The 14584-nt window shown below is 44.2% G+C and carries 12 protein-coding genes; 10 read left to right on the forward strand and 2 right to left on the reverse strand.

Features of this window, described 5'->3' with window-relative positions:
- Nucleotides 1–228: 228 nt before the first annotated feature.
- Nucleotides 229–720: a hypothetical protein gene (locus tag ABVF09_RS08450; RefSeq protein ID WP_371068980.1), complete on the reverse strand. Its 492-nt coding sequence runs from the start codon at nucleotides 718–720 to the stop codon at nucleotides 229–231.
- Nucleotides 721–878: 158 nt separating this feature from the next.
- On the opposite strand from ABVF09_RS08450, the gene ABVF09_RS08455 reads away from it, so the two are divergent.
- A complete protein-coding gene (locus tag ABVF09_RS08455) occupies nucleotides 879–1178 on the forward strand; it encodes a hypothetical protein (RefSeq protein ID WP_371068981.1) in 300 nt (99 codons plus the stop codon).
- Nucleotides 1179–1472: 294 nt separating this feature from the next.
- On the opposite strand, the gene ABVF09_RS08460 is transcribed toward ABVF09_RS08455, so the two are convergent.
- Complete coding sequence (locus tag ABVF09_RS08460; protein ID WP_371068982.1) at nucleotides 1473–2072, reverse strand: short chain dehydrogenase; 600 nt, start codon at nucleotides 2070–2072, stop codon at nucleotides 1473–1475.
- A gap of 200 nt (nucleotides 2073–2272) precedes the next feature.
- Here ABVF09_RS08460 and ABVF09_RS08465 point away from each other — a divergent pair, with 200 nt between their 5' ends.
- From ABVF09_RS08465 to ABVF09_RS08505, 9 genes are all read left to right on the forward strand, one after another.
- Nucleotides 2273–3172 (forward strand): 3-hydroxyacyl-CoA dehydrogenase, encoded by a 900-nt coding sequence (locus tag ABVF09_RS08465; protein ID WP_371068983.1) that lies wholly within the window; start codon nucleotides 2273–2275, stop codon nucleotides 3170–3172.
- Between the two features lie 1014 nt (nucleotides 3173–4186).
- The gene (locus ABVF09_RS08470) at nucleotides 4187–9310 is read left to right on the forward strand and encodes a GH92 family glycosyl hydrolase (protein WP_371068984.1); all 5124 of its coding nucleotides are present in this window, start codon (nucleotides 4187–4189) and stop codon (nucleotides 9308–9310) included.
- Between the two features lie 210 nt (nucleotides 9311–9520).
- A complete protein-coding gene (locus ABVF09_RS08475) occupies nucleotides 9521–10093 on the forward strand; it encodes a hypothetical protein (protein ID WP_371068985.1) in 573 nt (190 codons plus the stop codon).
- 183 nt (nucleotides 10094–10276) lie between these two features.
- Entirely contained in the window at nucleotides 10277–10672 is a 396-nt protein-coding gene (locus tag ABVF09_RS08480; RefSeq protein ID WP_371068986.1) for a YcxB family protein, read from the forward strand.
- 290 nt (nucleotides 10673–10962) lie between these two features.
- Complete coding sequence (locus ABVF09_RS08485) at nucleotides 10963–11247, forward strand: hypothetical protein (protein ID WP_371068987.1); 285 nt, start codon at nucleotides 10963–10965, stop codon at nucleotides 11245–11247.
- Nucleotides 11248–11345: 98 nt separating this feature from the next.
- A complete protein-coding gene (locus tag ABVF09_RS08490; RefSeq protein ID WP_026572028.1) occupies nucleotides 11346–11690 on the forward strand; it encodes a hypothetical protein in 345 nt (114 codons plus the stop codon).
- 21 nt (nucleotides 11691–11711) lie between these two features.
- The gene (locus ABVF09_RS08495; RefSeq protein WP_371068988.1) at nucleotides 11712–12404 is read left to right on the forward strand and encodes a hypothetical protein; all 693 of its coding nucleotides are present in this window, start codon (nucleotides 11712–11714) and stop codon (nucleotides 12402–12404) included.
- Nucleotides 12405–12480: 76 nt separating this feature from the next.
- Entirely contained in the window at nucleotides 12481–13314 is an 834-nt protein-coding gene (locus ABVF09_RS08500; protein WP_371068989.1) for a helix-turn-helix domain-containing protein, read from the forward strand.
- Between the two features lie 112 nt (nucleotides 13315–13426).
- Nucleotides 13427–14575, forward strand: a complete 1149-nt coding sequence (locus tag ABVF09_RS08505) for a Gfo/Idh/MocA family protein (protein WP_371068990.1) — start codon at nucleotides 13427–13429, stop codon at nucleotides 14573–14575.
- Nucleotides 14576–14584: the final 9 nt, after the last annotated feature.

Here is a 14584-nt window from a genome sequence, read left to right on the forward strand (position 1 = left end):
TCAAATGCTCCCCGAATTCTTTTTCATGAATACTCCTATGGTACTCGTAGCATCCTTTTTTTCGGGATGATGGCGCTTATTTTTGCTGGCTTTGAACACACAAAAATAAATGAGAAAAGGGTTCCTTTTGCAGTTGGATTGAGTATTGTGTTTATCGGGGTTATTCTCGATTGCCCTTTTTTACTAAAAAACGCGTTCCATTAATGAGTTTTCGAATGAAAGGTATGGTTAAAACTCTATAGATTCATGATAAAAGCAACTGGTCAGGAAAGTTGATTTGAAAGGTTTGTCTAAGTGCTCTATTTTTTTACAATAATCTTCCACAACTTTTTGGGCAGAATGGACGGATCTGGTGCTATCATACCGGTAATATATGATCTCTCCGTTAAATTGAAATTCTTTAATGATCGGTGCAATTCCTCCTTTACCAAAAGAAGAAAAGCGGATAAAGTCGGGATTTTTACTCTTCACATTTTCTTTAAATTCAAATATTCTTTTTTTCTGCTTCTCGGTCATATTGCCAGGTGTGATGTCTCCATTTCTTTTGGCCTCGCTTAATGTATAATTAACGGGCAATTTATTCGTCTTTTTTTTGCCGAAGTTTTCTATCTGTTCCTTGAAGGCCTCCTCGTCTTGTGCAGAAATAATATCAACAGACAAGGAAGATAAGAGGATAGACACCCCCATTAAAAAAGAAAAAACAACGATGCTTCTTTTCATAAAAATATACCTCCTTTGGAAGTGAATCAGAGGTACTTTCTGCAATAATGAGATTTTTATTCCGTTCGGCCATTCCTTGGAAGTGAGCTTTGTTTACTACCATTTCATGTTGTACACAAAGATTGTTTGTTACGAAAAATTACCAGGGTGGTGGTTATATGAAAAACGTGTATCTTTTTGCCGTGCATGTTATCAACCTATTAATATTAGGCGCTATCGGTTTTCTCGGGATCGCCATGTTCGTGGATATTAGTGCACCGGATGGAACGACAACCTTTAACCCGATTGATATAGGACTTCTGATTTTCTACTTAATTATTTGGGTGGTTAGTTACAGTTACCAACTCAGACACAGAAAATGGGTGGTATTATTGGTTTCCAACTTGCTTTACATTGTCATGGTCATTGTTTTGTTGGTCACATTAATGCCGTTGCTTTATAGGGTTTTTTATTTTTAAACACGTCCCCGGTCCATTTGAATGGCATGCTGTCATCACCCGAGCAGCATCTCCTGCAGAAGGGGGGGATGATTGAATAACAACTTATGATGCTTTAGTAAACAGAAAAAAGTAACCGCCCCGGCCAATGGTGAGCTAGTTACTTTTTTCTACCTATTTGGTCAACCGCTTTGCGGCTTGGAGTTACATCCTGGGTGGCTGCAGCCACTCAGGATCTTCTTTATTATTCTTTATCTGTGCAGTCAATTGTTCGCATAACGAGCGATGTATCGTCCTGGTTTTCCATGGTTTCTGTCAATACACTTCATACGTTTGTCCAGTTTGTTTTCCTTCGATGCTTTTTTTATAGGCAAGGCTCACCCGCGAAGAAGGAACCGCTTCGAATCCGGGGAAAAAGTCGCTGTATTTGTCCAGGGATTCTTGTAAAACATTTGGACTGACATTATTGATACGAATCCCTCTTGGCATTTCTATCGCTGCTGCTTTGACGAATGCTTTTACGCCTCCGTTTGCCATGGCTGCAGATACACCTTTGGGAATAGGGTCATCCATCATGACACCTGTTGTCAGGGTAAAGCTGCCACCGTCGTTCACATAATCGATTCCCAAAAGCACCAAATTCACTTGTCCTTTCAGTTTACTGCTGATTGCAACCTCATTTAGCTCTGGTGTTAGTTCCGTAACGGGAGCAAAGCTTGCCCCTCCTGAGGCGTTGATGACTGCATCGACTTTTCCGACTTTTTCATACATGTCCTTGATACTATCTGGTTCCTGAAGATCTACCTGAGCATCAGCGCCATTTCGACCAGCACGGATTATTTCATGGTTTTCTTCCAGTACTTTAACGACTGCTGTTCCAATCGTCCCACTTGCCCCTACGACGAGTATTTTCACTTCTATCACTTCTTTCCGATTACAGAATCATTCCACTGCATTATAACATAGCACCGGTATGTTGATATTGACAGGTGTCATAGCACTATTCTGGTTGAAAGCAGTCTCCTGATAAGCATTTCCATTCATCCTTTTTTTGTAAAGGTTTATAATAAAAGGACAGGTATCTAGGCCTAATGACACAGAAAGAAGGAATACTCATGAATTACCAAAACATCACAGTAGCGGGAAGCGGCGTATTGGGAAGTCAAATTGCCTACCAGACTGCATACCATGGATTTCATGTATTTGTATATGACATCAATGAGGAAGCACTGGATAAAGCGAAAGAGAGAATCAGCAAACTGAAAAGCGGTTATCAGGAGGATTTGGGAACGGCTGAAGCAGACTTGGATGCTGCCTACGATCGTATTTCGTTCAGTTCTGATTTAGCAGAAGCGGCAGCGAATGCGGATCTCGTGATTGAAGCGATACCGGAAGTGGTCGATATTAAAACGAAATTTTATAATCAGTTGGGAGAAGTGGCGCCGGAGTACACGGTTTTTGCTACCAACTCTTCTACCTTGCTGCCAAGCCAGTTTGCGGAAGCGACGGGCCGTCCGGAGAAGTTTCTGGCTCTGCACTTTGCCAATGAAATCTGGAAAAACAATACGGCAGAAATCATGAAGCATGCCGGAACAGATAATAAGTATTTTGAAGAAGTGATAGAGTTTGCGAAAGCCATCGGAATGGTTGCGTTGCCTTTACAGAAAGAGGAGCCGGGATATATTTTGAATTCGTTATTGGTACCGTTATTGGATGCGGCGGAATTGCTACTGTCCAATGAAGTGGCCGATGTCGAAACCATCGATAAAACGTGGATGATCGCAACTGGAGCTCCCAAAGGGCCGTTTGCCATTTTGGATGTTGTCGGAATCACGACTTCCTATAACATTGTCAAAGCGAAAGCGGACAAAACAGGCGATCCGCAGTTCAAAAAATTGGCGGAGTTGCTGAAAACGGAGTATATCGATAAAGGAAAATTGGGAACTGCCACCGGGGAAGGGTTCTATACCTATCCTAATCCGAGCTATGAGCAACCAGGATTTTTAGATAATTGATTCTGGCCCAGAAGCGGCTGGGACAAATATATCGTGGTCACCCCAACAATCGAGCGATTCCAATTCGCTCGATTTTTGAGTTGGAAAAAGTACACCGTTCTAACCTCCCCTTTTAAAAGAGCGACGCTCCGCTCCGGCAAGGTACTTCGCTTTCCGCGGGCACGGCTTCAGCTAACTTGCTAAAGAAAACCGCTTTATCAAGTGGATCTTCAGCTCGCGCTCATCCCGCCGGAGTCTACATACCTTGCCTCCGTTGGATGGAGATACCTTCTTTTGGTGTGTTTTCCGTTTTGCCTCATGCCATTGCGGATAGAAAGCGAAGCCGCATGGAGACCAGGAGTACTTCTTTATCCTTATTATGCTATTGTCCCATTTCCAAAGAATAAAGGAATCTCCGTGCTTGTTTTTTGTCTTCTTCTCTGTTTAGATACCTATCAGCCAATATAAGAATACCGTTCTGTTCATCTTGTCTTGGTAAAGTAGAAATCGGCCACGAAAACGTAGCGGAGGCAAGATACCGAGACTCCTACGGGAACAGCACGAGCTGAAAATTCCGCAGGAAAGCGGTTGGTGCTTTCGGAGGAAGTGGAAGCCGTGTCCGTGGAACGTGTAGTATCTTGCCGTAGCGATGCGAAGCAAACATCGAACAACAGGATAAAGAAGTCAATCCAAGGCACAGAAAATTTGGAAACCAAACGAATTTGATTTATATTTCAAATCCGTTCGATTCTTGCTTTGGTGGTTGTGTTTTTGTGCCGGCCGCTTTTGGTTATTTTTCTTCCATTTAAATCCCTCTGAGCAGTAGGCGATAAGTCCTGCCCCCCATACATTTATCTCCTTGACGTGCTACCTTTTTACTGTTTTCTGAAAATTCGTATAACAAAAGTTGAGGAAGTTTTGTCGAGTCTTTTATAATGGACACGTTATATGTAAGCGCTTTAAAAGAGGAGGTGGGTAACCCGGAATGACAGTCTGTGCCAACAAGACACTTTTAAACCATGGGGAGGGAAGTTTGTGAAAAGAAATGTTATATCGAGAAATACTTCCGTTTTACTTATTTTACTATTGATCCTGCAAACTTTGTCGGTATTGGGAGTCCATCGGACCTATGCAGAAGCAGGGGATGAAATCGATTTTTCAACATCTTTCGAAGCGGAAGATCGATTGCCGGATTGGGAGAATACCGTTGAAACGGCAGATGGAAAGGAAAAAACCTCTGGTGTTCAGGGACAGATTCTCTATGAAGGGATTCAGGGAGATATCACCCAACGCGTTGAAACGATAACGGCCAGCGCTGAGAATCCTCCTAATGAAGTCGCAGATAAGCTCATAGATCAGACAAGTCAGTCGAAATGGCTGGCATTTGAGCCGAACGCTTGGATAGAACTCGATTTTTCCGAACCAGAGCAAGTGATAAAATATGCGTTCACGTCGGCCAACGATGCACCTGGAAGAGACCCGAAAAATTGGACGCTTTATGGTTCCAATGATAAACAGGATTGGACGGAGCTCGATCAACAGTCCGATCAGGAATTCGATGAACGTTATCAGCGGAAAATTTATGAGTTCAGCAATGATCAAGCCTATCAATATTATCGGTTTGAAATCACCTCAAATGCCGGTGAAGGACTGACACAGTTAGCGGAGATCGCCCTTTCCAACGGTGAAGATGCCCCGCCTGTAGAAACGACAGGCGGCATGAAGACCTTGGTAGGGGATGGACCGAATAGCAGTTACACTGGAAAAACAAATGTCGGATGGTCAGGGCAAAGTGCGTTGACTTATCAAGGGACCCACACAGCAGAAGACAGGGGATATTCTTATAACAAAGTGTTTGATGTAGATATAGCAGTAACAGCTGAAACCAAGCTCTCCTATTATTTGCATCCGCAGTTCGCGGACGAAGAACACTTGGATTATTCCAGTACCTATGTCTCCGTGGATCTAGCTTTTACTGATGGGACGTATTTAAGCGAACTCGGAGCGAAAGACCAGCATGGCGTAGAGTTGACTCCGCAAGCTCAGGGAGAATCCAAAACACTTTATGCCAATCAGTGGAACTTCAAATCATCTGATATTGGTGAAGTGGCGGAAGGAAAAACGATCGACCGTATCCTTGTAGCTTACGACAATCCGGAGGGCCCGGGCGTGTTTAAAGGAAGCATTGATGATATCCATATTGAGCGTAACCCGGAAGAGCCTGTCTATGACAGTCCGGTTGATTATGTAAATATTTTGCGAGGAACGAATTCCAATTCCACCTTTTCACGGGGCAACAATTTCCCTGCAGTCGCTGTACCACACGGTTTTAACTTTTGGGCACCGGTCACTGATGCCGGATCGACCAGCTGGCTGTACACGTATCAACAGGCAAATAACGATGATAATCTGCCCGAGTTGGAGGCTTTTTCACTCAGTCATGAGACAAGTCCATGGATGGGTGACCGCCAGACGTTCCAAGTAATGCCGTCCGCTGCCGAAGAGCCAAGTGCAGAGCGTGAAGAGCGGGCGCTTGCTTTCAGGCATGAAAATGAAATTGCCAAGCCGCATTATTACAGCGTACAATTTGAAAATGGTATTCACACCGAAATGACGCCGACAAACCGGGCAGCCATGCTTCGTTTTACCTTTACCGGAGACAGCAGCAAGCTGATTTTTGACAACGTCAATAATAATGGAGGGCTGACACTGAATCCGGAGGAACAAACACTCAGCGGTTATACCGATGTGAAGAGTGGTCTTTCGACAGGTGCAACCCGTATGTTCGTCTATGCGGAATTTGATCAGGATGTCATCGACAGCGGGAAGTTGACAGGCGAAGGTCGAGATAATGTAGCAGGGTACTACACGTTCGATACATCCGCTGGCAAAACGGTGACCATGAAAGTTGCGACCTCTTTACTGAGCGTAGACCAGGCCAAAAAGAACCTGGAACAGGACATTCAGCCGGATGATACCTTTGACAGCTTACAACGGTCTGCCAAGCAGGCATGGGAAGACAAGCTCGATATCATCGAAGTGGAAGGTGCCAGCAAAGATGAGTTGACTACGTTGTACTCCAACATGTATCGTCTGTTCCTGTATCCAAATGTCGGATATGAAAATACAGGCACTACAGAAGAACCGAGATATCAATATGCCAGTTCTTTTTCCGACCCGGCAGGAGACAATACGGCAACAGAAACAGGGGCGAACATCGTCAATGGCAAGGTATATGTCAACAATGGCTTTTGGGACACATACCGGACTTCTTGGCCGGCATACTCCTTATTGACGCCGACCCAGGCTGGAGAAATGATCGACGGCTTCGTTCAGCAGTATAAAGATGGCGGCTGGATTTCCAGGTGGTCGTCTCCAGGTTATGCGAACTTGATGGTCGGAACCAGCTCTGACGTAGCTTTTGCTGATGCCTATCTAAAAGGGGTAACCAATTTTGATGTCGATGCCTTCTATGAATCGGCGATTAAAAATGCAGCCGTCCGAAGCGATGACGACAGTGTCGGCCGTAAAGGGCTGGCTTCGTCAATTTTTGACCGCTATACCAATACGACTACCGGCGAGGGCATGTCCTGGGCGATGGATGGGTATATCAACGACTATGCCATTGCCAACATTGCCGATAAACTGGCAGAGGAAACTGGGAAGGAAAGCTATGAAACAGATGCCGCCTACTATAAAGAGCGGGCCGGCAATTATGAAGAAATGTTCAATCAAGAGGCCGGTTTCTTTATGGGCCGCAACCCATCAGGTGACTGGCGGACCGATGCGGAATCGTTCAATCCGGCTGAGTGGGGCGGTGACTACACAGAAACGAATGCCTGGAATATGGCCTTCCATGTGCCTCAAGACGGACAGGGATTGGCGAACCTTTATGGAGGAAGAGACGGACTTGCTGAGAAATTGGACGAATTTTTCGCCACCCCGGAAACTGCCGAGCATCCGGGACACTACGGCGGATTGATTCATGAAATGCGGGAGGCCAGGGATGTACGTATGGGGATGTACGGTCACAGCAATCAACCGGCACATCACATTCCATATATGTACAACTATGCCGGCCAGCCGGATAAAACACAGGAAAAAGTCCGTGAAGTATTATCACGTCTGTATTTAGGAAGTGAAATTGGTCAGGGCTACCCAGGCGATGAGGATAATGGGGAAATGTCTGCCTGGTACTTATTCAGTGCTGCCGGTTTCTATCCATTGCAAATGGGGTCGCCGGAATATGCGGTTGGTGCTCCCTATTTCGAAAAGATGACCATTCATCTGGAGAACGGAAAGGACATTGTCATCAACGCCCCTGATGTGAGTGACAACAACAAGTATGTGCAAAGCCTGAAAGTAAATGGAAAACCGTATGAAAAACTCACCATCGATCATGAGACAATAGCCGATGGGGCTGTTCTCGACTTTGAAATGGGAGATTCTCCATCGGATTGGGGAACAGGGGAAGAGGCACTTCCGGATTCGATTACGGATCCAAAAACCGATGGTTCCGAGTTATCGGTTGATTCCCTTCACGATTTAACGGATGACGATGAAGGAACCACGTATCATTCGGACCAGGGAACGGCTGATAAGCTGTTCGACAATACTTCGACCACAGAGCTGACACTTGAGAACGAAGAACCTTGGGTACAATACAATTTTGCCGACGGTGCAAAACATGCGCTCATGTACACGGTTACCTCCGGTTCCAATCAGCCACAGGATCCGGAGAAGTGGACGCTGATCGGTTCGAATGACGGAAAAAATTGGACCGTGCTGGATCGAAGGGAAGATGAACGTTTTCAATGGCGCAACTATACTCGTCCGTTCTCGATCGAAAATCCAGGGAACTATCAATTTTACCGCCTTATCATCAAAGATAATGCAGGAGCAGATGAGACGGCGATTGGAGAACTGGAGCTGCTCGGTTATGGGGATACAGGAGCAAAATTCGCTGATGCCGCCAAGGAAGTAAGCGACTTTGCCGCATCAGGAGATATTGCGAAAAAGCTGGAAAAACAACTACAGAAAAAGCTCGATCAGTCCCGCAGCCAGTTTGATAAATACCACATAAAGCAGTCGCTCAAGAAGCTGGATGATTTTATTAAAAAGTTGAATAAAAAATCGTCCGATATTACAAAGGAAGCAAAACAACAACTGAAAGCGGACGCTACCGTCCTTAAAGAAACGGTCTCAAACTTTGTAGATCATGAACCCGCGCCTGGCAAGGGGAAATGGAAATATCGCGGGGAGGTCGAACAGACACCGATTTTCGAGTTTGACAACTTGAAAGCGAATGCTGTCGAACCGGGAGAAGATGCAGAGGTATCCGTCAAGGTGAAAAATATCGGGTTGATGGAAGGAGAAAAACAAATCGGCCTTTCCTTTGATGGCGAACTGCTCGAATCAAAAACGGTAAATCTGGCGCCAGAGGAAACCGAAACGGTCACCTTTACGATTTCGGGTGTACCAGCGGGTATCCACAAAGTTGAAATCAACGGCTTGTCTGCAGACCTTCATGTTCTTTATGCTGGAAAGCCTGTTCTGGAATTGGGATTCGAGGAGGACAATATCGACAGTATCGCGGATGGATCAGCCTATGGCCATGAAGCGTCTGTCGGGGGAAATGCCTCTGTTACAGAAGGGAAATCCGGCCAAGCTTTACGCTTGGATGGCGGTTGGGCAGAAATTCCTCATTCTGCATTGCTGAATGGAGGTGACCGGTTGTCGATCAGTTTGTGGGTAAAGCTTGATGATGCTGGCATGGACCAGAAAATTATCGGGAAAACCTCGATCGGCGACGGTTACGTGGTCGGCGTCGAAGAAGGAATTTATCCGGAGTTGTGGACGGAGACAGGAAGACTATCTCTGAAAGAAGGCTCGATTCCATCGCAGGAATGGACCCATCTTGTACTGACCTGGGAAAAAAACGAGCAGTTAACCGCCTATATAAATGGAGAAAAAACGGCGGAATCGACAGCTGGAAACAGTCCAGTTGCTAACAATGAAAATGACCTGATCATTGGAGGCGCTCCATGGAATCCTAGCTCTTTACAAATGAAAGGCAGCATCGACGAAGTGAAAATATATAAGGAGGTATTGAGCGGGGGGGAAGTGGAACAACTGTACCAGAACAATACTATAAATTAACCTTCCTACCATTTGATGGAGATTAAGTGTATGGTGTGAAAGAGGCTGTCCCATAAGTATTTGAAACTTTTGGGGCAGCCTTTTAATAGATTTATTTCAGTCCAGGAGAAGGGATGTTGTGGAAAGTGGAAGAATGTAGAAGCAAGAAAAAAATTCACCAACATAATAACATATTATGGAATATTGTAATAGAACAGGAAGAGGGGTTGTATGAAAAAAGGAGATTCTATCTTCATAATAGTAGTCATTCTTCTTGTGCTTTCTCTATCGGCTTGTCAAAGCGATGAATCGGAGAAAGGACAGAACCAGGCGGAAGCGAAGAAAAAGGAAAATCAAACAGAGGAAAGTCCGGAAGAGCGTGCAAAAAGGATAGAGAGCGGAATCCTTCTTTACGGAGAAGGGCAAAAAAGTGGGGAGTATGGTATCACATTGAATACCGCTTATTCGGAAATGAATGCGTTTAGAGATTCTCAGACCGCTAAGCCTTATGTTGTGCAAGCAGTTGTACGGGTGAGAAATGTGACGGAGGATAAGACGTTGAACGCTGGAACGATCGGTTTTGAATTGCGGAATGAAAAAACAGGCGTATCTTATGAAGGGGAATTGCTTCCCAACATGAACACTTCGAATTTGGAATTGGAACCGGAAGAAAATGCTTATCTCCAGGTAACATTCGAAGTGGTTTCCATTGAAGATGATTTCATGTTTTACGCTCACTTGTGGAATGAACCGGACTTTGAAAAAACGAGATGGAAAATAGAAAACTTGGAAACGTTTGAATAAGACATCTGATAAAAGTATAAGAGGAGAAAACCACCAGAAAGGAAAAGGTTATGGTAGAGGTGAGGTATCGGTTAACACTTGAAGATGTAATGGCTTTGCAAAAGAACTCTCTAACCCATACAAAGCTGCATAACAGGAGAAAAATATGCAAGAGTTATAACGTCTATCTGTATCTTTGTTTTCATGCTGTTATCGTTAGGGAGGGCTCCCCTTGTCAATGAACTCCTGCTGGCGATTGTCCTGACGCTCAGTTATTTTTTGATTTTCAACCATGTTTACGACAAACTGACATTGTTAAGTATCAGACGAGTATACAGAGGAGCCAAGCAGCATCCAATGTTAGGCTCTAACAGCGTGAACATCACGGACTTAGGAGTGGAACGAAATACTGATAACTTCCATGATTATTTTGATTGGAATACTTTTGAAAAAATTTCAGAAGATGACGAGTACTTCTTTTTATATGTGTCAGATGTCTTCGTGATTATTCTTAAGAAGAAATCTACCAATTTAAATGTAGAAGAAGAAAATTACCATCAGTACATAAAAGAGCAAATGAGAAAGGTAAATGGCGGTTGAAACATTTAATCCCGTGTAAATTTGTGCAATCCTGAATTATCTATTCCTTGAATCTCGAGAGGACGCCACGGCGTTGATGGGGAATTTTCACGTTTCAAAATGATAAAAGTTAACTTAATAGAAGTATTTGCGGGAAAAGGAGCTTGGGTTAAAACCAGGCTTTTTTTAGTGTGTTTATTGTCTTTTTCTAGTTTCCTGGCACATTTAGTCATAGATTAATGAAAGTGTACATTCTCTCCAAGGAGCTTTTCAATATCTTGTTAGTGATCACAAAAAAAGGAGGAATGAAAATGAGCAATGGAAATAACACCGATGCATTGCTGGATATTTTGAGTCCAGAGGCTGCATCTAAAGCAAAGGCACTTGCGGCAGTATTGCAAGATCAACGATTGGAAAATGAAAACAAGCAGAGATTAGACCAGGAAAACGATCAGGAAAACGATCAGGAGCAGGAAGCAAAGTTCAAAGTTTTTAACGGAAATTCCTATGTGAAAAATAGCGGGAATAGCAGAAGCGAATCGGAGGCCGAATTAGTTTTTCTTATATTCGTACTTCTGTTCGGAGACTTTGCTTAAAGACCAGCAGCCTTGGAATGTAACAACTAGAGGGAGGAGAGGAGCCCCAAAGGGTCCTCTTTTCCCTTACTTACTACTACTAGAATGGAGGAAGAAAAATGGGGAACGATGTAAAACTGCGCTCGATCATCCAGGAAGAAGTGGAATCCTACATGAAAAATCACTTGGCTGATATCGCGAAACATTACTCGACGGAAATGACGAATGAAAATGGAAATTCCAGTGTGAAACAAAGCGGAAATGGCATCGTGTATGTAGACAACACTGGCATCGCATATGCACTGGCATTGTTTTTCTATCATTTTATGGCAGAGCAATATAAAACAGATATTGATTTAGAAGATATCTTGAGCAAACTGAATGAGCATACCAGTGAGAATCGGAGAATGTTTGAAGAAGTGATACAATCGGTTTCTTCTAAAGATCCGGAGAATGGAAGGTAAGGTTATAAGGAGGGACGGCCGATGAAAAAACTGCTCTCCAAATTAAACGGGGAAAATCCGCATCCTTCACAGGTGTTTCAGATCATTTTCACACATGGCAATTCCATGTTTTTGAAAAATATAAAACATTCTTCTGCCCATTGTTTGTTCGGAGAGGATAGGTATAAACGGAGGACCTATATAAATGCCCAGCAAATCATGGGTTATTCCCTGTTGCCTGATTTTCCTGAGGAAAAAGAAAGGAAGGAACCTGTTAATCTGAACGAGCAAAATCAAACAAACGTCATGGAACAACCAGCTTATCAAAATCCATCTCAAATACCAGAGGGAAAAGATGAAAAATCAGAAAGAGCGGCAGGTCAACCAAAATCCGATATTAAAACGGAAAACAATGGAATATGCGCATTTGAAGATGATGGTATAACCTCTTTTCCACATGAAATGCCAAAAAAAGTGCAGGTTGAAAAGTTACAAGCAGAAAAAAGCTCTGGTTATCTCCCTGAAGACCTTCTAACGATGGGTGATCTCCTAGGAAAGGAGGACACCGTAGTTCAGGCTGACTCAGGGAAAGTCCGGGGAGAAATCAATACAGAAAAGCTTGAGCAACACCACAAAATCCCGCTCAACCCGAAACAACCTGTCCGCTACAAGGTCAACAATACGAATGGAAATGGACTTATCAAAGACAGCGGAAATTTCATGCGTAAAACATGACCGGCTGTCGGAGTCATGAAACCTTTCCTATGCTAATATATAACTAATAGAATCGAAATAATAGAACGGGGAGCTGGTGAAAATAAACCATGTGGATCTGCATTTATCCGAGGAAGGGATTCGGCTTTATGAAAGCAATCATCTGACAGGGGACTCAGTCAGCGAGCATTATCACCAGGTTTACGAAATTTTATATGCTCTGGAAGGAGACGGCCGGATTGTGCTGAACGGAAGGAGTTATTCCTTTATACAGGATAATGTGGCTGTCATTTCCCCTTATTCCAATCATTCCATCATTTCCGATTCCAAGCTGACGGTACTTGTTCTTGCGTTTGAGCAAACGATATTGGAGAACTCCGTAAAAAAGGAATTGCTTGAGCGATCGTTTGCTGAAACGCAGTTTGTCGAACTGAATCCATTTGAAGGAAGCAACGTCAGGCAACTGCTTCGTAAAATGCTGTATGAGCAGTCCCAAGGCAGAAAGCTCAATTACGTGGCAATGCGGATTTTTCTCTCTGAACTGCTGTTGAAATTTGCCAGGTCACAGAAGGATACAGACGTTTTCGATGCCAACGTGTTACGCGCAGAGCGCTTACAGCAATATATCGATACCCATTATTTCGAAATTCTGAGTTCGGCGGACCTGTCGAATAAATTGGGAATAAGTACCCGCCATCTGAACAATATTTTCAAAGAACGCTATCAGGTCACTCCGATGCAATATTTGACCGAGGTACGGATCGATCTCGCAAAAAAACTGTTGGCAAGCACAAACAAAGATATTGCATCGATTTGCTTTGAAGCTGGTTTTGAGTCGCTATCCACCTTCTATCGAACCTTTAAAAATGCTGTGGAAATATCCCCGAAGAAATACCGTACCGCCTATAACCAGGAGTTACTTCAAAAATAAAGCAGCCGTTCGAATTCTGTTTCCGATTTTTAGAAATCCGTTCTTAGATTAGTAAGACGGATTTTTTTCATGCCCTTATGATAGATTCATAACGAGGAAAGGGGTTACATACATGCAGCGAAAAATCGGGATCATTATGAACGGAGTAACGGGTCGGATGGGAACAAACCAGCACCTGATTCGCTCTATTGCCGCCATCAGAAATCAAGGCGGCGTAGTTTTAAGCAATGGCGACACCTTGATGCCTGATCCCATTTTAGTAGGAAGAAACCAGGAAAAGCTGGAAAAATTGGCTGAACAGCATAACATCAAGCGTTGGAGCACAAATCTCGAAGAGACGCTTGCCGATGAACAGAATGAAATATATTTTGATTCCCAGACAACGGTGAAGAGGGCAGATAGTATCCGCATGGCAATAAATGCCGGCAAACATATTTATTGTGAAAAACCGACTGCAACGAATTTGGAGGAATCGCTCGAATTGGCCAGACTCGCCAAACAGGCGGGGGTGAAAAATGGTGTCGTACAGGATAAATTGTTTCTGCCCGGTTTGTTGAAGCTCCAAAGGTTGATCAGTGCTGATTTTTTCGGGAAGATGTTGTCTGCCCGTATCGAATTTGGTTACTGGGTGTTTGAAGGAGACTGGCAGGAGGGGCAGCGGCCGTCCTGGAATTACCGGGAAGAAGCTGGTGGCGGGATCATTGTCGATATGTTTGCCCACTGGCGCTATGTGATCGACAACCTGTTCGGCGGTATCCGTTCGGTTACTTGTGTTGGCGCAACCCATATCCCGGAACGGCTGGACGAACGTGGAGAGAAATACAGATGTACGGCTGACGATGCAGCTTATGGCACGTTCGAGCTGGAAAATGGCATGATTGTACAGGCTAATTCTTCTTGGGCAGTCCGGGTGAATCGGGACGACTTACTGACCATCCAGGTCGACGGGACGGAAGGCAGTGCAGTGGCAGGACTTCGGGATTGCAAAACGCAGCATCGCGTCAACACTCCAAAGCCGGTTTGGAATCCGGATATCCCCAACCAACATGATTTTCTCTCCCAATGGGAAAAGGTGCCCGATAACCAAGCGTTCGACAATGGCTTCAAAGTGCAATGGGAATTATTCCTGAAACATGTTGCTGTCGATGAACCTTTCCCATGGGACCTGCTTGAGGGGGCAAAAGGAACCCAGTTATCCGATTTAGCATTGAAGTCATGGAAAGAAAGATGCTGGATGGATGTCCCGGAACTGACTGTATAGGAGGGGAAG

The organism is Sediminibacillus sp. JSM 1682029 (assembly GCF_041366435.1).
Taxonomy (GTDB): domain Bacteria; phylum Bacillota; class Bacilli; order Bacillales; family Amphibacillaceae; genus Sediminibacillus; species Sediminibacillus terrae.

Coding starts and splice junctions, on each gene's coding strand:
- ABVF09_RS08450 (WP_371068980.1), bottom strand. CDS start 720: ATGAAAAGAAGCATCGTTGTTTTTTCTTTTTTAATGGGGGTGTCTATC.
- ABVF09_RS08455 (WP_371068981.1), top strand. CDS start 879: ATGAAAAACGTGTATCTTTTTGCCGTGCATGTTATCAACCTATTAATA.
- ABVF09_RS08465 (WP_371068983.1), top strand. CDS start 2,273: ATGAATTACCAAAACATCACAGTAGCGGGAAGCGGCGTATTGGGAAGT.
- ABVF09_RS08475 (WP_371068985.1), top strand. CDS start 9,521: ATGAAAAAAGGAGATTCTATCTTCATAATAGTAGTCATTCTTCTTGTG.
- ABVF09_RS08480 (WP_371068986.1), top strand. CDS start 10,277: ATGCTGTTATCGTTAGGGAGGGCTCCCCTTGTCAATGAACTCCTGCTG.
- ABVF09_RS08485 (WP_371068987.1), top strand. CDS start 10,963: ATGAGCAATGGAAATAACACCGATGCATTGCTGGATATTTTGAGTCCA.
- ABVF09_RS08490 (WP_026572028.1), top strand. CDS start 11,346: ATGGGGAACGATGTAAAACTGCGCTCGATCATCCAGGAAGAAGTGGAA.
- ABVF09_RS08495 (WP_371068988.1), top strand. CDS start 11,712: ATGAAAAAACTGCTCTCCAAATTAAACGGGGAAAATCCGCATCCTTCA.
- ABVF09_RS08505 (WP_371068990.1), top strand. CDS start 13,427: ATGCAGCGAAAAATCGGGATCATTATGAACGGAGTAACGGGTCGGATG.